At 55.8% G+C, this 19,625-nt stretch carries 18 protein-coding genes; 9 read left to right on the plus strand and 9 right to left on the minus strand.

The window, feature by feature from the left end:
- Positions 1-15: 15 nt before the first annotated feature.
- Genes GMET_RS16785 through GMET_RS16815 form a run of 7 tightly spaced genes read right to left on the minus strand, consistent with a single transcriptional unit; the run spans position 16 to position 7,519 of the window.
- Entirely contained in the window at positions 16-2,502 is a 2,487-nt protein-coding gene (locus GMET_RS16785) for a molybdopterin-dependent oxidoreductase (protein WP_004512575.1), read from the minus strand.
- Positions 2,503-2,544: 42 nt separating this feature from the next.
- The gene (gene nuoF, locus GMET_RS16790; RefSeq protein WP_004512576.1) at positions 2,545-4,320 is read right to left on the minus strand and encodes an NADH-quinone oxidoreductase subunit NuoF; all 1,776 of its coding nucleotides are present in this window, start codon (positions 4,318-4,320) and stop codon (positions 2,545-2,547) included.
- Between the two features lie 37 nt (positions 4,321-4,357).
- On the minus strand, positions 4,358-4,879 hold the full coding sequence (locus GMET_RS16795) for a complex I 24 kDa subunit family protein (protein ID WP_004512577.1): 522 nt from the start codon (positions 4,877-4,879) through the stop codon (positions 4,358-4,360).
- Between the two features lie 27 nt (positions 4,880-4,906).
- Positions 4,907-6,079 carry an NADH dehydrogenase (quinone) subunit D gene (nuoD, locus tag GMET_RS16800; protein ID WP_004512578.1) on the minus strand — a complete coding sequence of 391 codons (1,173 nt, stop codon included), beginning with the start codon at positions 6,077-6,079 and terminating at the stop codon, positions 4,907-4,909.
- 60 nt (positions 6,080-6,139) lie between these two features.
- A complete protein-coding gene (locus GMET_RS16805) occupies positions 6,140-6,628 on the minus strand; it encodes an NADH-quinone oxidoreductase subunit C (protein ID WP_004512579.1) in 489 nt (162 codons plus the stop codon).
- Positions 6,629-6,659: 31 nt separating this feature from the next.
- Positions 6,660-7,172: an NADH-quinone oxidoreductase subunit B gene (locus GMET_RS16810; RefSeq protein ID WP_004512580.1), complete on the minus strand. Its 513-nt coding sequence runs from the start codon at positions 7,170-7,172 to the stop codon at positions 6,660-6,662.
- Positions 7,163-7,519 (minus strand): NADH-quinone oxidoreductase subunit A, encoded by a 357-nt coding sequence (locus GMET_RS16815; protein WP_004512581.1) that lies wholly within the window; start codon positions 7,517-7,519, stop codon positions 7,163-7,165. The genes GMET_RS16810 and GMET_RS16815 overlap by 10 nt, the downstream gene beginning before the upstream one ends.
- A gap of 318 nt (positions 7,520-7,837) precedes the next feature.
- On the opposite strand from GMET_RS16815, the gene hemL reads away from it, so the two are divergent.
- The 5 genes from hemL (at position 7,838) to atpE (ending at position 10,827) form a co-directional block, all read left to right on the plus strand.
- Positions 7,838-9,121, plus strand: coding sequence for a glutamate-1-semialdehyde 2,1-aminomutase (gene hemL, locus GMET_RS16820; RefSeq protein ID WP_004512582.1), 1,284 nt, complete (start codon positions 7,838-7,840; stop codon positions 9,119-9,121).
- A gap of 82 nt (positions 9,122-9,203) precedes the next feature.
- Positions 9,204-9,446, plus strand: a complete 243-nt coding sequence (locus GMET_RS16825) for an AtpZ/AtpI family protein (protein WP_011366182.1) — start codon at positions 9,204-9,206, stop codon at positions 9,444-9,446.
- Positions 9,421-9,804: an ATP synthase subunit I gene (locus tag GMET_RS16830; protein ID WP_004512584.1), complete on the plus strand. Its 384-nt coding sequence runs from the start codon at positions 9,421-9,423 to the stop codon at positions 9,802-9,804. The genes GMET_RS16825 and GMET_RS16830 overlap by 26 nt, the downstream gene beginning before the upstream one ends.
- A gap of 3 nt (positions 9,805-9,807) precedes the next feature.
- Positions 9,808-10,497: a F0F1 ATP synthase subunit A gene (locus tag GMET_RS16835; protein ID WP_004512585.1), complete on the plus strand. Its 690-nt coding sequence runs from the start codon at positions 9,808-9,810 to the stop codon at positions 10,495-10,497.
- Between the two features lie 54 nt (positions 10,498-10,551).
- Positions 10,552-10,827 (plus strand): ATP synthase F0 subunit C, encoded by a 276-nt coding sequence (gene atpE, locus GMET_RS16840; protein ID WP_004512586.1) that lies wholly within the window; start codon positions 10,552-10,554, stop codon positions 10,825-10,827.
- A gap of 86 nt (positions 10,828-10,913) precedes the next feature.
- Here atpE and GMET_RS16845 read toward each other — a convergent pair whose 3' ends face one another.
- Both GMET_RS16845 and GMET_RS16850 read right to left on the minus strand, forming a co-directional pair.
- Positions 10,914-12,404 (minus strand): leucyl aminopeptidase, encoded by a 1,491-nt coding sequence (locus GMET_RS16845; RefSeq protein ID WP_004512587.1) that lies wholly within the window; start codon positions 12,402-12,404, stop codon positions 10,914-10,916.
- A gap of 59 nt (positions 12,405-12,463) precedes the next feature.
- Positions 12,464-13,858 carry a DegQ family serine endoprotease gene (locus GMET_RS16850; protein WP_011366183.1) on the minus strand — a complete coding sequence of 465 codons (1,395 nt, stop codon included), beginning with the start codon at positions 13,856-13,858 and terminating at the stop codon, positions 12,464-12,466.
- 164 nt (positions 13,859-14,022) lie between these two features.
- Here GMET_RS16850 and gspC point away from each other — a divergent pair, with 164 nt between their 5' ends.
- Genes gspC through gspF form a run of 4 tightly spaced genes read left to right on the plus strand, consistent with a single transcriptional unit; the run spans position 14,023 to position 19,607 of the window.
- Entirely contained in the window at positions 14,023-14,895 is an 873-nt protein-coding gene (gene gspC / locus GMET_RS16855; RefSeq protein ID WP_004512589.1) for a type II secretion system protein GspC, read from the plus strand.
- Between the two features lie 50 nt (positions 14,896-14,945).
- Positions 14,946-16,856, plus strand: coding sequence for a type II secretion system secretin GspD (gene gspD / locus GMET_RS16860; RefSeq protein WP_004512590.1), 1,911 nt, complete (start codon positions 14,946-14,948; stop codon positions 16,854-16,856).
- On the plus strand, positions 16,853-18,415 hold the full coding sequence (gspE, locus tag GMET_RS16865; protein ID WP_004512591.1) for a type II secretion system ATPase GspE: 1,563 nt from the start codon (positions 16,853-16,855) through the stop codon (positions 18,413-18,415). The genes gspD and gspE overlap by 4 nt, the downstream gene beginning before the upstream one ends.
- Positions 18,396-19,607, plus strand: coding sequence for a type II secretion system inner membrane protein GspF (gspF, locus tag GMET_RS16870; RefSeq protein WP_004512592.1), 1,212 nt, complete (start codon positions 18,396-18,398; stop codon positions 19,605-19,607). The genes gspE and gspF overlap by 20 nt, the downstream gene beginning before the upstream one ends.
- Positions 19,608-19,625: the final 18 nt, after the last annotated feature.

The raw sequence follows: 19,625 nt of genomic DNA on the forward strand, positions 1-19,625 counted from the left end.
TACATCCAAGTATAGCTACTTGCTTATTGTAACCCACGTAACAGGTGCACCGTTGGTGATACTGTTAATGGACATGTCGGAAAAATGATACGGCGCGAACACAACACCTTCAGGCATGCGCATACTTACTTTGGCCTTCAGCTTGACTTCTCCAACAGACGATTTCACTGTTAACGTCTGGTCATTTTCAACGCCAAGTTTTTTAGCATCGCCACTATTCAACTCTACATATCCTTCTGGGCAGACATACATGGGGCCTTCCCCATGCAGCGACAAGGTACCGCAATGATTGAGAGCATTGCCCGTAACGAGAGCCATCGCACCAGCTGCCGACTCCTGGCCATCCGCAACCGTTGAAACGAACCGCAGCCTGTTGGCAACTGAATAGACTGAACCGTTCTCGTCCAAACCATCGAAAGTAAGCCCACTGTACGAAGGAACCACAGACGCAATCTCGGCAAAAACTTCCGACAATCCTTTAAAGGAGTCACACCCAAGGGTTGAATACAAAGAGTTAAATATATCAAAGTCACTGCGGGCCATGCCGATAGTATCTATTGCTTTGCGAACCCTTTGAACGGCCTTACCGGCGCTGGTAAAGGTACCATTCTTCTCAGCAAAGGAGCATGCCGGGAGAACGACATCTGCTTTACTGGCCGTCTCGGTCATAAACAGATCCTGAACCACAAGGAACTCGACAGCATCGAGAGCAGCTTCGACCTTTTTACGGTTCGGGTAAGAGATAACGGGATTCTCACCAACTACGTACAGTGTCTTGATGGCGCCTGAAGCACAACCGTCTAGAATTCCCATGGCATCACGACCACCTGCAACCGGATGAATCCTAAGATCAGCAGCCCCCTGGCTATTGTTCTTCTCGCCCATTATGAGAACGCCACACCCTTCTTTGCCAATCTTGCCCGTAAGCAACGCAAGGTTGATGGTGGCTTGGGCAAGCGCCTTCCCATGCCCCGGATAGGCAAGCCCGATGGGCAGCATGATGAGTGCCTTCTCGGCTTTTGCATAGTCGCGTGCAAGGGTTGTAATATCTTCAATTGACATACCACACTGGGCTGCGACAATAGCCGGAGCACATGCCCCGAGATTCTTAACGAAATCGTCATAACCAGGGAGGGATGAGGCTGAGCTGTCAGCAAGTCCCTCATCAACGATGACCTTTGCAAGGGCATTAAAGAGGAGGACTTCACTTGCGGGCTTATGAACATATGTAATAGCGTTCGGAAGTTTTGAAAGCTTACCTTTCTTGTCCGACACAATTCGGAGATTAACGCCTTTGCGCTTCACTCCGAGATTTATCTCAAAGCCAAGGACAGGGTGCGTTTCGTAAGCATCCGTCTTCACAACCAACAACAGATTCGTTGTCTGAATATCCGAAATAGAAGCTGGCGAGGCTGGATACCCAAGGCTCTCGACCGCGCCCGCTGTCAACGCATCGTGGGCGTAGCCTGCCGAGTGATCAATGTTATCGGACCCAATTCCTTTATTGAAAAGCTGCTTGAAAAGATAGAGCTCTTCATTGGTAAGACGGGGCGTTACCAGTCCGGCAACAGATGATGCACCAACGCTTTTTGCATCAGCAAGTCTCTGGTGTACCAGTCCGAGAGCTTCGTCCCAGCTGGCCTCCTCAAGCTTACCGTTCTTCTTGACCAGTGGTGTCTTGAGACGCTTATCACTGTTCACGAATTGATATCCAAATCTACCACGAGTACAAAGCTGACCATTATGGAAACCCTGATTCTCGTCATAGACCGTGGTAAGTACTTTGTTATCCTTTACCCCAAGAGTTAGCTGGCACCCCGTTCCGCAGTAAGAACAAACCGTCTTCACTTTATTCAATGACCACCAGCGGGCCTTGAATTTGAACGGTCTGCTCACGAGAGCGCCAACGGGGCAAACTGATACACATGATCCGCAAAACTCGCAATTAAGCGGTCCATCGAACTCTGTACCAATTTTTGCTTCAAGACCCCGATTGATAAAGGTATAGGCGCCGAATGAAACTATTTCATCACAGATTCGAGCACACTTGCCGCAGTGAACGCAACGATTCATGTCCCGTTCAATGAGCGGGTTTTGGTAGTCGATCTGATGCTGAAATTTTTCATCTTTGAACCGATTTGAATTCACCTGGTATTCGTAGGTGAGATTCTGGAGGTCGCAATCGCCAGCGGCGTCGCAAACAGGACAGTCGATTGGATGCTTCAGCAACAGTAGTTCAAGAACGAGCTTACGGGCCTGAATAATCTCAGGAGTCATGGTGTTGACTATCATGCCCTCAGTTACAGGGGTCGTACACGCCGGAATCTGGCGCCCTTTCATCTGTTCGACCTCGACAAGACACATACGGCAACCGCCGAAGGGATGGAGCTTCTTGTCGTGACAGAGAATGGGTATCCTGATGCCGGCTGATTTTGCAGCATCGTAAATGGTAGCGTCCTTGGGTACCGTTACCTGTTTTCCGTCAATCGTGAGATTTACCATCTTGACCTCTGTATAACCTCGGATAGTTAGCTCATCGAGCTGTTACTCAATCGCCATGAACCGACAGGCGTCATAACACGACTTACATTTTGTACACTTTTCCTTGTCCAAATAGGCAACCTGTCCCTTTTCCCAGACAATTGCGTCTACCGGACACGCTTTGAAGCACGCACCGCACTTAACGCACTTTTCCTCTATTACCTGCCACAGGAGTAGTTCCTTGCAGCAGTTTGACGGGCAGCGTTTATCGGTGATGTGGGCTTCGTACTCTTCCCGGAAATAGCGAATGGTCGAGAGAATAGGGTTCGGCGCTGTTTGGCCGAGGCCACATAAAGAAGCCTTCTTGATGGTACTGCCCATCTCCAGAAGAGTCTCAATGTCGCCCGCCTGGCCGCGGCCTGCGGTAATTCTCTCCAGAATGTCAAGCATAACCTTGAGGCCAATCCGGCAGGGGACACATTTCCCGCAAGACTCCATTCTGGTGAACGAAAGGAAGAAGCGGGCAACGTCGACCATACAGGTTGTCTCGTCCATGACGACCAGACCACCCGAACCCATCATGGCTCCGGCCTTAATCAATGAATCGTAGTCAACGGGAGTATCAAGCACTTCAGGAGGGATACAGCCACCAGAGGGCCCACCCGCCTGTACCGCCTTGAATTTGCGATTATTCGCAATCCCACCGCAGACATTATAAATAACATCGCGAACTGTCATGCCTGCAGGAACCTCAACAAGGCCCGTGTGTTTTACCTTGCCAGTGACGGCAAAAATTTTGGTCCCCTTGGTCGTGTCAGTTCCGAGGGAGGCATACCACTCAGCTCCCTTGTTGATTATGTGACGGACGTTGGCAAACGTCTCAACGTTATTGATGTTGGTCGGCTTGGCCCACAAGCCCTTGACCGCAGGGAACGGTGGCCGGGGGCGTGGCATGCCTCGTTCACCTTCGATGGAAGCCATGAGCGCAGTCTCTTCACCGCACACGAAGGCACCGGCACCCTTTTTGATAATCAGGTCAAAGTCAAAGCCCCAACCTTGTATATTGTGCCCGAGATAGCCTTTCTCACGGCATACATCAAGGGCCTTTTGGAGGCGCTCAATCGCCAGCGGATACTCTGCGCGTACGTAAACGTACCCCTTAGAGCAACCGATCGCATACGCCGCAATCATCATCCCCTCGATGATGCAGTAGGGGTCACCCTCAAGGATCGAACGGTCCATGAAGGCCCCGGGATCCCCTTCGTCAGCATTACAGATCAAATATTTAAGCTTCCCGGGTGTAGCAGCACAAAAGGACCACTTCATGCCGGTGGGAAAGCCCCCCCCCCCACGGCCGCGCAGACCCGCCTTCTTGACCTCATCGATAACCGCAGCCGGAGTCATCTCTTTCACGCATTTTTCGATGGCCTTGAATCCATCTTCTGCCAGATAGGCGTCAAGGCTCTCGGGATCAATCTGACCGCAACCGGTCATAACAATCCGCATTTGTTGATCGACAAATGTATTGTAATAAGGTTTTGCCTTTCGCTTTTCCAAAGGCGTGCGCTTGATGATGTGTTCATCAACGAGCTGCGCTACTTCTTCTGGCTGCACAAAATCATAGGTGACCCGTCCAAGCTCAGGATCCACGATATCGACGAGAACATCGTTTGCACAGAGTCCGCGGCAGCCAGTCTTAATAATGTCGCAACGCTTGCCCACAACGGCGTTGACGCCTCTTTCGGAAATTATCCGATTAAATTCGGCCTCGACCTTTTTTGCACCGGCCGATACGCCGCCTGTCCCCTGACAAATCAGAATCTTTATAGCTTCGCCCATAACGCTCTATCCTCTGATGTGAATGGTTGGATCGATCCTACTTCATCGGCCGCTGATTATACTCAGCGATAATCTCTTCAACCTTTTGCACTGTCATTTTCCCAAAGGTGTCGTCGTTGACCATCGCCAAAGGAGCCATCCCGCAGGCACCGAGACAAGCAACCTTCTCAAAGGTGTACCGAAGGTCGGGTGAGGTTTCGGCATGACTAATCCCAAGCTTGTCGAAAAAGGTTTCAACAATTCGGGGAGCCCCCTGAACGTGACACGCGGTTCCCACACAGACCCGGATAATGTAGCGTCCACGAGGTTTGAGATGGAACTGGGCATAAAATGTCAGCACTCCGAATATCTGGCTGGGATAGACATTGAGACGCTCTGCCACCAGATCGATGGTCGGCTTTGGCACATAGCCATACTCATCTTGAATACCCTGTAGCACCGGCATAAGATTGCCTGGAAGGGTCAAGTATTTGTCAATGACATGGTTCGCCGGTCCGAGATCTATTTCCTCTACTGGCGTTTCCTCAACATTTGTCGCTTCGGCCGGAGCGTTGCTCATTACTCCCTCTCCTTTATCGCAGTGGCATTACCGGTCGATTTCACCAAGCACGATATCCAACGTACCGATAACGGCAACAAGGTCTGCAATCATGGAACCCTTTGCCATCTTCTCTATGGCCCCAAGGTTGACGAATGAGGGGGGGCGTATGCGCATGCGGTACGGCTTGTTGCCACCGTCGCTGACGATATAGTAGCCAAGCTCTCCCTTGGGGTTCTCCACTCCCTGATATACTTCACCTTCAGGAACAGGGAATCCTTCGCTGGCTATCTTGAAATGATGGATAAGTCCCTCAATCGTATTGTAAACATTTTCCTTGGGCGGATAAGTCACTTGAGGTGCATCAGCCAAGACGGGACCAGGCTTAAGGGAGTCGAGAGCCTGACGGATGATATTGACCGCTTCGCGCATTTCGACGAGCCTGACTTTATAACGGTCGAAGGTGTCACACTTCTCCCCCACTGGAACCTTGAACTGGTACTTCTCGTACCCACTGTAGGGGTTGTCGCGGCGAAGATCCCAATCAACACCCGAGCCACGCAGCGCAGGCCCGGTAATGCCGTAATCAATTGCATCTTCAGCAGATATCACGCCATTGCCGACCGTGCGGTTAAGCCAAATAGTGTTCTTGGTGAGAAGCCCCTCATACGTATCAAAATGACCGGGGAACGTGTCAACAATTTCCCTCACGTCTTTTTCGAATCCGTCATATACGTCCGACGAGAGACCGCCCACCCGGAAATAACTGCTTGTCATCCGGGCACCGGAAATCTTCTCATAAAGGCTCATCACCATCTCACGCTCGCGGAAAGCATAGATGAACACGGTCATGGCACCGATATCAAGGGCATGGCACGCAACCCAGACAAGGTGAGATTTGAGCCTGGTCAACTCAGCCAAGATCACACGTATAGTCTGAGCACGTTCAGGAACCTCAATTCCCAAGAGCTTCTCAACTGCCAACACATAGCCGAGGTTATTGTGCATCGGTGCAAGGTAATCAAGACGGTCGGTCAGAGGGATCGTCTGGTGGTACGTGCGGTGTTCCGAGAGTTTCTCAACGCCACGGTGCAGATACCCGATATGCGGCGTAATCTTTTGGATGATTTCGCCGTCCAGTTCGACGACCAACCGCAAAACGCCGTGGGTACTCGGATGCTGTGGCCCCATGTTGACTGTCATAATCTCAGTACTAGCCATTGCGCGCCTCTGTATTCTTCTCTCTAGAGTAGGTTAATTTCGCTCAAATAATCCGTATCGCTACGACAACCGCCCTTTGTAAGGCTCACGACCAGGCCCCTGCAGCGGATAATCCTTCCGAAGCGGATGGCCGACCCAGTCATCAGTCATCAGTATCCGACGAAGATCTGGGTGATTATTGAAGACCACACCCATCAAATCGTAAACTTCACGCTCCAACCAATTGGCCGCGCTCCAGACGCAGGAAACCGTATCAATGGAGCAGCCAGCCTCCGGAACCCCCGCCTTAACCCTGAGGCGGTCTTTATTCGGAATCGAATAAAGATTGTAAACTACCATAAAGCGTGGCTCTTGCTTCCCCAGATAGTCCACCGCGGTTACGTCGGTACAGAGATTATAGGCAAGCGACGACTTGAGGAAATTGCAAATTTCAACAATGTCCTCACGCTTCACCGTAACCGTCACCTCTCCGCGGAACTCTTTCACATCAAGCACGGAAGCGGAAAATTTTTCCCTGAGCTTTATTACTGCGCGATTAGTTTCAGCCATAACCGTTGGCTCCCTTACCTAGTTGATATGGTCACGCCGCCGACTCGAGTCGCTGGCCAAGACCGATAGTAGAACCAAAGGAGTTCTTATCCTTCATGATTTTATCCTGAAGCTTGATAAGACCATAAAGCAATGCCTCCGGCCGGGGAGGGCAACCAGGGATATACACATCTACCGGAAGCGCCTCATCAATCCCCTGCACGACACTATACGTATCAAAAACCCCACCCGAACAGGCACAGGCCCCCATAGCGACCACCCACTTCGGCTCAGGCATTTGCTCGTAAACGGTCTGGATTACGGGCAGCATCTTTTTGGTGACCGTTCCAGCAATAATGATGCAGTCGGCCTGCCTTGGCGAAGCACGGAAAATAATACCAAAACGGTCAAGGTCGTTATGGGATGCCCCGGTAGCCATCATCTCGATGGCACAGCAGGCAAGACCGAAGGTCATCGGCCAAATGGAGGACTTCCTCGCCCAGTTGACGAGACCGTCCAAGGACGCTGTAATGAAGCTATCTCCCAACGGCTGATCTACTCCCATTCCAAGGCTCCTTTTTTCCATACATAGATGTAACCAACAAAGAGTATAACGATAAAGACCCCCATCTCCATCACGCCGAACATCCCCAACCTCTTAAAGAGAACCGACCACGGATAGAGAAAGACTGCTTCAATATCAAACAAGATAAAGAGCATGGCGATAATATAAAACTTTACCGAGAACCTCTCACGGGCAGACCCGACCGGCTCACAGCCACACTCGTATGGAGCAAGCTTGACAACACTTGGCTTCTTCTGCCCGATCAGCGACGAAAACACCAGCGAGCAGAGACCAAAGATGACAGCAATTGCCACCAAGACAAGTATCGGAAGATAGGCGCCAAGCATATGTCTTACCTCCAGACTGAGTTATTGCTTCAATTTAATTATTATCAACATCAACTGGCGACTCAGGTTCTATCTAAAACCACGTTTGTCGCATGCGTATACTGTATACAATTTGATGGGAACTTATGCCATTTAAAAAACTTTGTCAAGGAAAAAAAGCTTTAATCTTGCCCGCTTAATTTGTCGATTTCCTACCAAATTCCAGCCTCTCCAGCACCCCCTGGCCGCAACCTTTTGCCCCTTGACACCTGACTTGCCACATGCTAATAACATATTAATTTTCCAGCTAAATTAGACACAATAAGGGGCCACACGACGATGAACACATCCCATTCCAAAGAACTTTTTGCCAAGGCACAAGAAATTATCCCCGGCGGTGTTAACAGCCCAGTACGAGCATTCAAATCAGTAGGAGCAGAACCGGTTTTCATTAAGAAAGCTTCAGGCTCTACCATTATTGATGCCGACGATAATGCCTATATAGATTATGTTGGTTCCTGGGGACCGATGATTCTCGGCCATTGTCACCCCCGGATCGTGGCTTCCGTTCAGCGCGCCACGGAGAACGGCAGCAGCTTTGGTGCGCCGACCGAACTCGAAATCACTTTGGCGGAGATGGTGGTTGCAGCAGTCCCATCGATCGAAATGGTCCGCATGGTAAGCTCAGGCACAGAAGCAACCATGAGCGCCATCCGCCTGGCACGCGGTTATACAGGACGAGACAAGATCATCAAATTTTCAGGATGTTACCATGGCCACGCCGACTCCCTCCTCGTCAAGGCAGGTTCCGGCGCGGCGACTTTTGGCGTTCCCGACTCACCTGGCGTTCCAAGGGACTTTGCTCAACATACCCTCACTGCAACCTTCAATGACCTTGAATCGGTCGAGGAACTCATTTGCGCCCATTCCAGAGAGGTCGCGTGCATTATTGTCGAGCCAATTGCTGGCAATATGGGTACCGTCCCTCCCCGCGCGGGATTTCTTGAAGGACTCCGAGAGATCTGCACCAACGAGGGAATTATCCTCATCTTCGACGAAGTCATGACTGGTTTCCGCGTTGCATACGGCGGCGCCCAGGAACGCTATGGCATAACACCTGACATGACCACCTTGGGGAAAATTATCGGCGGAGGCCTTCCTGTCGGAGCATTTGGTGGCAAAAGAGAGATAATGCAACAACTTTCGCCCTCGGGCGGGGTTTATCAGGCAGGAACTCTTTCTGGCAATCCACTTGCCATGACCGCGGGCATAGAAACACTCAAGCTACTCCAGGAAGACGGCTTCTACGGTCGCCTCGAGGAAAAGAGTCGTGCGCTGGCCGAAGGGATTGCAGACGCAGCTCGTCGTGCAGGCTACCCAATCTACTCGACACGGGTCGGCAGCATGTTTTGCGCTTTCTTCACAAACGGCGAAGTGCACGACTGGACGTCGGCGGCCATGTGCGACACCAAGTCTTTCGCCACCTTCTTCCGATCGATGCTTGAAGAAGGTATCTACCTGGCACCATCGCAGTTTGAAACCGCTTTTGTCTCCATTGCCCACTCCAGTGAAGACATCGAAAAGACCATTGCAGCGGCATTCTCATGTTTCAAAAAACTCTAGCCGTTAATTGTCATTGACACCGTTATAGATGCTGTGGTAAGAAGCTGAGGTTTCCGTGCCACATTCCACTATACGTTGCCCCATGGACGAAGAAAAACGAAACCTCATAAAGACCGTCGGTCTCGTTTCGAGCATGGGCATTTCGATGGCGCTGGCTATCATCATTGGCGTTGTCATCGGAAGACAACTCGACAAGTGGTTCGGCACGCACCCTTGGTTCTTCTTCATATTTCTGTTTTTTGGCATCGCGGCCGGCTTCAGGAATATATATATAATCGCCGGCAGGGAAATACGAAAAGATGGGGAGGACAATAAGCGAGGATAGGCTCTTTGCCGCCGTCACAATTGGTGGCCTAGTTCTTCTTGGTGTTCTCTGCCTGACCGGCTATGTGTTCTGGTCTGGCAGATTTGCTGTTAGTATCCTTGCTGGCGGAATTCTTGCCCTCTTCAATTTTTACTGGATGCGAAACACCCTGAAACGTGTCCTGAATCTTCATCCCCGGCAGGCAGGCAGTTTCGCCCAGTTCCGCTATTTGCTCCGGCTTGCCTTTGTCGCCCTTATACTTTATGTGCTCATTGTCCACGCTGGAATCGACGTCATAGGCCTTATCATCGGCTTGTCGATATTCGTGGTCGTAATTATAGGACTTTCGATTTATATGTTGCTTGATAAAGGAGAGTAACTCATGGTTCATCCGCTGCTGTTCCTGCAGTTCTTCAGAAAGCTCCTCGAACCGCTCCACATTTCGGAAGCGGGAGCTGACGCCATTGCATACACATGGCTCATTATCGTATTCCTGCTAATCGTTTCGCTTATTGCCACCAAAGCGCTCAAAGCCGTTCCCACAGGAATGCAAAACTTCATGGAAGTGGTGGTCGGCGGCATCGAGAATATGGTGGAAGAAACCATGGGAGAGAAAGGACGGCCCTACTTTCCGCTCATAGCCACCCTTGCCCTCTTCGTTCTCGTATCGAACCTCATCGGCCTCATTCCCGGGTTCTTCCCGCCAACTGCAAACCTGAATACGACCGCGGCGTGCGCAATTATCGTGTTCCTCTCGACCCACGTGGTCGGGATCAAGAAACACGGATTCCATTACCTTCAGCACTTCATGGGCCCGATCTGGTGGTTGGCACCGCTCATGTTCTTCATTGAGATCATCGGCCACCTGAGCCGTCCCCTTTCTCTCTCACTGCGTCTTTTCGGCAACATGAACGGCCACGAACTCGTTCTCATGATCTTCTTCGCCTTGGCGCCGTTCCTCGTGCCGCTGCCGATGATGCTGATGGGGGTTCTCGTATCCTTTATCCAGGCGTTCGTATTCATGCTTCTCGCCATGATTTATATTCAGGGCTCTCTCGAAGAGGCTCACTAATTACTCGAATCCTATACTGTTTAGGAGACAACACCCAAAGGGAGGTAGTAAAAGATGGATTTTCTTACGATGTGCATGCTCGCAGCTGGTTTCGGTATGGCTATCGGTGCGTTCGGTACCGGTATCGGCCAAGGTCTCGCGGTAAAGAGCGCCGTTGAAGGCGTTTCCCGCAATCCGGGTGCTTCCGGCAAGATCCTGACCACCATGATGATCGGTCTGGCCATGATCGAGTCTCTGGCCATCTACGTTCTCGTCGTGTGCCTCATCATCCTGTTCGCCAACCCCTACAAGGACGTTGCGATCAAGCTTGCCGAGACCGTCGCGAAGTAATCGGTTTCAAATCTCTTAAAGAGCAAAAGGGGTGTGTCCCAGTGGGCACACCCCTTTTTGTCTCTATCCAACCGTCAATCCGAATTTCAGCCAAAGGTTCTCTGCAGATATTCCACCAGGAGCCTCACGCCGACACCGGTCGCCCCCTTGGGGAGGTAAGGCTTCCCCTTCTCCTCCCACGCGGTGCCCGCGATGTCGAGGTGGGCCCATTTCGCCTTCCCCACATAGCGTTGGAGAAACCATGCCGCAGAGATGGTGCCGGCATGGGGTCCCCCGGCATTTTTCATGTCGGCGATGTCGCTTTTCATGAGTTCTCCGTACTCGTCCCAGACGGGAAGCTCCCAGAGCCGCTCCCCCGTGGCTTCGCCTGAAGTCGTAAGCGCGCGGATGAGCGTCGAATCGTTTCCCATGACCGCTGTTGCGACAGTGCCAAGGGCCACGAGACAGGCCCCCGTGAGGGTAGCCAGGTCGATGAGAGCGGCGGGACGATAGCGTTGCGCGTAATAAAGGGCGTCACAGAGGAGCATCCTCCCCTCCGCATCTGTGTTGACAATCTCCACCGTTTGCCCTGACATCGTACGCACCACATCGCCAGGCCTATAGGCGCCACCGCCGGGCATATTTTCCGCTACAGGGATGAGGCCGACAACGTTGACCGGCATCCGGAGCCCGGACACAGCACTGATGGTACCCATTACCGCCGCGGCTCCCGCCATGTCGTCCTTCATCCTCTCCATCCCCTCCCGCGGCTTGAGGGATATCCCCCCCGAGTCGAACGTCACTCCTTTCCCGACGAGAACAACGGGACGTTTCTTGGGGTCTCCCGCCAGATATTCGAGAATGATGAACCGGGGCGAGTGATGGGATCCCTTGGCCACGGACAGGATTCCCTCCATGGAAAGCCGCTCCATATCCTCGCGCTCGAGCACGCGACAGGCGACGCCGAGTCGCCCTGCCATTTCGATGGCTCGGTCGGCGAGATATGCGGGGGTCGCCACGTTGCAGGGATGGGAAACCAGATCGCGGACAAAGCTTACCGCATCACAGACCGTCGTGCGCTCGCTCACCGCGCGCTCGGTCGATGCCAGTTCGCCTTCCTCGTCCACAAGGACGGCCATCTCCTCAACGGTGCCTTCGTCATTTTTCGTAGTCTTGTAGATATCGAAACCGTAACCGCCAAGAAGATAACCTTCCAGTGAGGCTTCCAGTGATCCAGGCACGGAATCAGCCGAACGGTGCAAGATGGTAGCGAAGCGCACCACACCGGTGGCACGGACTGCCTTCACCGCACTCCCCGCCGCCTGGCGAACCCGCTCGGGAGTAACCGCATCCCGCTGGCCCAGCCCGACAAGGAGAAGCCGTTCCGCAGGGAGACGGCCAAGGGTGTGGATGAGCTTGGTCCTGTTGAGTTTGCCGGTAAATTCTCCAGCCTCACGGATGGCAGACAGACCTCGCCCCAATGCATCGTCAACGGAACCCAGAAGGGTGTTCTCACTGAATCGGTCTTCGTAGCAGCCCAGAACAAGCAGCGGGCAGGGGTAGAGCAGGGCATCATGCAAAACAACCCGAGCATTCATAACAGTTCCTCCTGAATAAAAACGGGGTGCGTTCAGTTCAGCCTGCACCCCGTGAACATCTATTCTATTCGCAAAGCCAGATAGTAGTTGGAGTCTCCACGACGCAACAGGAAGCGGACAACATCACCCTTCCCGTATTCCTTGATCAGCTTCTCGTAATCCATAACAGTCGCAACCGCCTTGTCGCCAATCTCGAGTATTATGTCCCCTGACTGGAAGCCTCCGAGCTCGGCAATGCTCCCCTGCTTCACACCGGTGACGACCACCCCCCGGGACTCCTTCAGCCCCAACCGTGCAGCGAGATCCTTGGTCAGTTCCCGGGCAGAGAGGCCGAACGCATCACCGGCGGTCTTCTGGTTGTTCTCGTCGCCCGACTCGGCAAGCCGGCCGACAGAAACGGTGAATTCCCGGGGTTTCCCCTCCCGGAGAACCTTGATTTTGACAGCCTTGCCAATGGGCTCGGCAGCCACCAGCCGCGGCAGCTCGCTCATCTCATTGATCTTTTTCCCATCGAACTCCAGAATTATGTCGCCGCTCCTGAGCCCCGCGTTGGCCGCCGGCCCGTCCTTGACAACATCCGTGATGAGGGCTCCTTTTTCACCTTCGAGGCCGAACGACTTGGCCAACTCCGGTGACATCGGCTGCATGGTAACGCCAAGCCATCCCCTCGTCACCTTCCCTTTCTCTTCGAGCTGGGGAAGAACATCTTTGGCCATATTGACCGGAATGGCAAAGCCGATCCCCTGTCCGCCAGCCACAATGGCGGTGTTGATCCCTATGACCTTCCCTTCGGCGTTGAAGAGGGGACCACCGGAATTCCCCGGATTGATGGAGGCATCAGTCTGGATGAAGTCGTCATAGGGGCCGCTGCCGATAACGCGCCCCGTCGCGCTGACAATCCCTGCGGTAACAGTCTGAGCCAGGCCGAAGGGGTTGCCGATGGCCATGACCCATTCCCCCACCTTGATCTGGGCGCTGTCCCCCAGTTCAGCCACGGGGAGATTCTCTTTGGCATCAATCTTGATAAGAGCTAAATCGAGCTTCTCATCGGAGCCTTTGACCTCCGCCTTGAATTCACGGCCGTCGGAGAGGCGGACCTTGATCTCGTCAGCCCCGGCAATGACGTGATTATTGGTAATGATGAACCCCTGCTTGCTGATGATGAAGCCCGATCCGAGACTCCGCTCACGCTGGGGGCGGCGGGGCATTTCCTCGAAAAAATGCTCGAAAAAGTCCTGAAACGGGTCGGGGAATGGAGATGGCTGGCGCCGCATTCGGAACTGGGGCGTTAACGTCTTCGTGGTACTAATGTTGACGACCGTAGGCTTGAGCTTCTCAGCGAGATCGACGAAATCGGGCGTCAAAACCTTTGCAGGGGATTCTCCCACCGCAAGCACTGCGAGACAGGCAGCGAAGACAATCTCTTTAAAAAACCGCAGTGAAGACAGTTTCATGGCTACCTCCGACAATGGATTTAACCTGATAACTGTAATAAGGGGGTAGCGGTTTGTCAACATGGGGGCCTCCCGTTGATAGCGCTCTGGTGGTGTTTTCTCTTGCCAGCCCTGAACATCTTGATTAGTATGAACCTCACTTTCGGCAGCGCTAAGTAGGCATTATGAAAAAGATTTATTTCATAACCGCTCTTCTCCTCATTCTGAACTCTCTGGCACTCGCTCGGATTGCGGCGGCCCTGGTGGGCTATCGCCTGTCCCATACCCTTCAGAGCACCGTCAATCGTACCCACAACGCCGTGAAACCGGCCCAATCAGAGGCGCTGTCAGCGTATGCGCCCATTGTCGAAAAGGGGCTCTTCGGGCGTGCGGCACAGGGGAAGTTGACACTCCTCACAGCAACAGCACCAGTTGCCAAGGGAAGCAACCCGCCATCCGCTCAAGGGGACCTTGTCCTCGTCGGCACGGTACGGGGCTCATTCCGGGAGACCTTTGCCCTGATCAGGCGAACCACGCCGCCCGAGGAGCGGGTTTTCAGGCTCGGCGACCAGGTTTTCGAACGGGGCCCCCTCGTGAGCGTCCAAAAGGAGAGTGTCGAAATTCTGTCCGGCGGAAAGCGGGTCAAATTGCTGACACCTCAGGCGACACCGTCTGAATCACCGGCATCTCCTTCCCCCCAGGGACCTGCCGTGACAGGCGGGGCAACCCAAACCGGATCGGGGACCTTCGTCGTCGACCAACGGCTCCTGAATGCGGCCCTCGACAACATCGGCCAGGCCATGACCGACGCCCGGCTCCTCCCCAGCGTCAAGGACGGCAAAGTGGAGGGGTTCCGCGTTTCGGAGGTGAAACCGTCAGGGGTCTTTGCCATGGTAGGCATCAAAAACGGCGATGTGCTGCACAAAATAAACGATCTCCCCGTTGACTCCCCTGAACGGGCTATCCAGTCCCTTGCCTCCCTCAAGGGGCAGAACCGGATCAAGCTCGATCTGGTACGGGACGGGCAACCGTCAACGTTCAGTTACGACATACGCTAATCCAGGTCCGGGCCATCCCGAACCAGCAGACGCTTCACCCGGAGGCATTCGTGATCATACGCTTCTCAGCAGGGCTCGCCTCGGCGGCACTTCTCCTCTCTCTCCTGGCCCCCGTGCCAGCCATGGCCAAGGGGGTGGTTCTCAACTTCAGCGATGTGGATATCGCCACCATGGTGAAGTTCATCAGCGACCTCACCGGTAAGAACTTCGTCATGGACGAACGGGTGAAGGGGAAGATCTCGGTCTATTCCCCTTCGAAGCTCTCGTCCGACGAAGCCTTCAACGTCTTCACATCAGTGCTGGAACTGAAGGGATTCACCATCGTACCGGCAGGAAGGGTCTACAAGATCATCCCGACGTCCCAGGCGAAGCAGTCGGGGATGAAGCTCCTCACGGAGAAGGACCGGGGACCGGTCAGCGACGCCTACGTGGCCCGAATTATTCCCCTCGAAAGAATCTCGGCCCAGGAGGCGGTGACCTTTCTCCAGCCCATCGTTTCCAAGGATGGCTACATCGCCGCCTTCGGCGCCAACAACATGCTCATGGTGGTGGATTCGGCCCTGAACATCCAGAAGCTGACCGGCATCCTCGCCCAGGTTGATTCGCTCCAGAAGCGCGAGGGAACCGAAACCGTCTTCCTCAAGAACGCCTCGGCGGAAAGCGTGGCAACGGTGATCCGCGAATGGCTCGGCGGCAAGGGGAGCCGGCCGGCCGCCGCTGGTCAGGGCGGGCAACAGACCACCTCCGCCGCCGGCGTGCTCGTCATTCCCGACAACCGACTCAACGCCCTCGTCATCTCCGGCAACGACCGCGACAAGGAAGACATCAAGAAGCTGGTCGCCCTGATAGACGTCGTTCCCCCCACTTCGAGCAGCAAGATCAACGTCTACTACCTGGAGAATGCCGATGCCACCGAGGTGGGTAAAGTCCTCGACGGCATCATCAAAGGTGTCCCTCTCCCGGGCCAGCAGGGGGGAGCGCCCGCAACGGCCCCTGCCCAATCCCCCTTCGAGGGGGGCAAGATTTCCGTCACCCCCGACAAGGCCACCAACTCCCTGGTGATCATGGCCTCGCCGGTCGACTACCAGAACCTCCTCCAGGTGATCCAGAAACTGGACAAGCGACGCCGCCAGGTATTCGTACAGGCGGTCATTGCCGAAGTCTCCCTCGACAAGGCGAAAGAACTGGGCCTCCAGTTGGCCGTGAGCGGCGGAGGGACAGCCGGCAACACGGCTGAGGCAGGGGTCTTCGATCCCTTCAACTTCGTGGGGGGGGCTTCTCCGCAACAGGCAGCAATCCTCAACGTACTCACCGGATTTGCCGGCTCAAGCAACCTGCAACTGGGAGGGGTCCTCAAGGCTCTCATCTCCAACGGCGCCGTGAACGTCCTCTCCACACCCAACATTCTGACCTCCGACAACAAGGAAGCCGAGATCTTCGTGGGCGAGAACGTGCCGTTTCTCACCCAGACAAACCTCACATCCACGGGCCTTTCCCAGCAGTCCATCGAGCGGAAGGACACCGGCATCACGCTCCGGATCACCCCCCAGATCAGCGAGGGGGAATTCGTGAAGCTCGACATCTACCAGGAGATCTCGGCCGTCAAGGATAGCGTCGGCCAGGCCAAGGACCTGGTCACCACCAAGCGCTCGGCCAAGACCGCCGTGGTGGTGAAGGACAAGGACACCGTGGTCATCGGCGGGCTCATCCAGGACCGCGACACCGAAACAATCAACAAGATCCCGATCCTCGGCGACATCCCGCTCCTGGGGTGGTTTTTCAAGACCAAATCGGCCCGGCGGGAAAAGACCAATCTGATGATCGTCCTCACCCCGCGGATTATCCGCGGTGCCCAGGAAATGGCTGAGGTGTCGAACCTTCAGAAGGGAACGTTCGACAACGCGGTGAGGATGGATATCCCCTTCAGCCTCGACCGGGAAGAACTGAAGACGAAGCAATGACCGATACCCACGACGTGGAACGCATAGCCGAAAGGCTCGGTATCCCTTTCACGGCCGAAATCGAGGAAGGTGAAGCCGACTTGACGCTCCTGGCCCGGCTTCCCCTCGCTTTCGCCCGGGGGCGGCTCGTCCTGCCCTTGCGGGAGCGAGACGGGAGACTGATGGTGGCGGCCGGGAACCCGGCCGACCTGGCCGCCGTTGACGAGGTGCGCGGGGTCTACGGCCTGCCGGTGGAGCTTGTGGCGGCGCCGCAAAAGACGGTCCTCGACGCGGTGAACCGCCTCTATGGCCGCCTCGGGAGCACGGCCCAGGAGGTGGTGGAGGAACTGGTTGGAGAAGACCTCTCTGTCATCGCCACCGAGCTCTCGGAACCCAAGGATCTCCTGGATCTGACCGACGAGGCCCCGGTTATCCGGCTCCTCAACTCCATCCTCTCCGAGGCGGTGAAGGAGCGGGCCAGCGACATCCACATCGAGCCCTACGAGCGGGAGCTGGAGGTCCGGTTCAGGATCGACGGCATCCTCTACAAAAAGCTCGCCCCCCCCAAGGTGGTGCAGGAGGCCCTTGCCTCCCGGGTGAAGATCATGGCAGGCCTCAACATCGCCGAAAAACGCCTCCCCCAGGACGGCCGCATCCGGGTCATCGTGGCAGGGCGCGACGTGGACATCCGGGTCTCCATCATCCCCACCTTTTTCGGCGAGCGGACCGTGCTCCGGCTCCTGGACAAGCAGAAGGGGATCATCTCCCTGGCCGACATCGGCATGGAAGAGCGGGGGGTCGCCGCCATGGAGCGGCTCCTGTCACGCACCAGCGGCATCATCCTCGTCACCGGCCCCACGGGGAGCGGCAAGTCCACCACCCTCTACGCGGCCCTGAACCGACTCAACTCCCCCGAGAAGAACATCATCACCATCGAGGACCCCATCGAATACCAGATCAAGGGGATCGGCCAGATCCAGGTGAACCCCAAGATCGACCTCACCTTTGCCCAGGGGCTCCGGGCCATCCTCCGCCAGGACCCGGACATCGTCATGGTGGGGGAGATCCGGGACGCCGAGACTGCGGAGATCGCCATGCAGGCCTCCCTCACGGGGCACCTGGTCCTCTCCACCCTCCACACCAACGATTCGGCCACGGCCATCGCCCGGCTCGTGGACATGGGGATCGAACCGTTCATGGTGGCGTCGTCCCTTTCGGCGGTCCTGGCCCAGCGTCTCGTGCGTCGCATCTGCCCCCACTGCCGGGAGCCCTATACGCCCGAGCGCCAGTACGCCGGCATCACTCTCCCCGCCACCCTCTACCGGGGACGGGGATGCGAGAAGTGCTACGGACTCGGCACCTGGGGACGGGTCGGCATCTACGAGCTCCTCCCCGTGGACGGGGAGATCTGTTCCATGATCATCCGGCGGGAACCGGCGGGAACCATCAAGGAGTACGCCGTCTCCCGCGGCATGCGGACCCTGCGGGATGATGGCCTTGCCAAGGCGGCGGCCGGCATCACCACCATCGAGGAGGTTCTGCGGGTGACCCAGGAGGAGTATGCCGACCTTCCGGTATAGCGCCTATACGGCCGAAGGCCGCGACACCGCCGGCACCCTGGAGGCGGAAAACCTCAAGGAGGCCCGCCAGCGGCTCAAGCGGGACGGCCTCTTCCCCCGAGAGATCTCGCCGGCCGAAGATGAGGGAGCGGCACCGGGACGCCGCCTCTTCGGGGGGCACACCGGGCTTGCGGAGATCGCCCTCATGACCCGGCGGCTGGCAACCCTCGTGGGCTCCCAGGTGCCGATCTTCGAGGCGGTCACCACCCTCGGTGAGCAGGAGGAGCCGGGAGAGCTGAAAAAGGCCCTGGGGCGCATCCGGGAACGGCTGGCCGAGGGTGCGAGCTTGGCCAAGGCTCTCTCCCTGGAGCCGGGGCTCTTCAGCGAGAGCTACGTGGCCATGGTGGCGGCGGGCGAGGCAAGCGGCTCCCTCGAAACGGTGCTGGAAAAGCTTGCCCTCTTTCTGGAGGAGCAGCGGGCCATCCGAAGCAAGGTGACGGCCTCCCTCGCCTACCCGCTCCTCATGATCGTCGTGGGTGGGGGGGTGATGCTCTTTCTTCTCACCTTCGTCATCCCCAAGATCGTCACCATCTTCGAGGACAACAAGGCTGCCCTCCCCCTCATCACCATTGCGCTCATCAAGACGAGTGCCTTCCTGCGCCACTTCTGGTGGGCACTTCTGGGGCTCGCCGCCGGCGGAGTATTCCTCTACCGCCGCCTCGCGACGCAGGAAGGGTTCCGGCTCCGGCGGGACCGGTGGCTCTTGGGGCTCCCCGTGGTGGGGGGACTCATCCGGCACCTGATCCTCTCCCGCTTCGCCAAGGTCCTAGGGCTTCTGCTGGCCAGTGGCGTGCCGGTCATCAAGGCCCTGGAGATCACCGCCCAGGTCCTGGTGAACCGGGTCTACCGGGGGTCTCTCCACACTATCGCGGCGGAACTGGCCGAGGGGGGGAACCTCTCGGGGGCGCTACGCAAAGGAACGCTCTTTCCGCCACTCCTGATCCACATGGTGGCGGTGGGAGAAAAGGGGGGAGAGCTGGAAGAGATGCTGGCCAAGGCGGGAAATGCCTTCGAGCGAGAGTTTGACACCGCCGTTTCGGGGCTCATGGCGCTGCTGGAGCCGCTCCTGGTCCTCGCCATGGGGCTTGCCGTGGGGCTCGTGGTCCTGGCAGTGCTCCTCCCCATATTCGAATTGAACCAACTGGTCCGATAATCCTGACAGGAGGTCTTC

This window comes from Geobacter metallireducens GS-15, from assembly GCF_000012925.1.
Classification (GTDB): domain Bacteria; phylum Desulfobacterota; class Desulfuromonadia; order Geobacterales; family Geobacteraceae; genus Geobacter; species Geobacter metallireducens.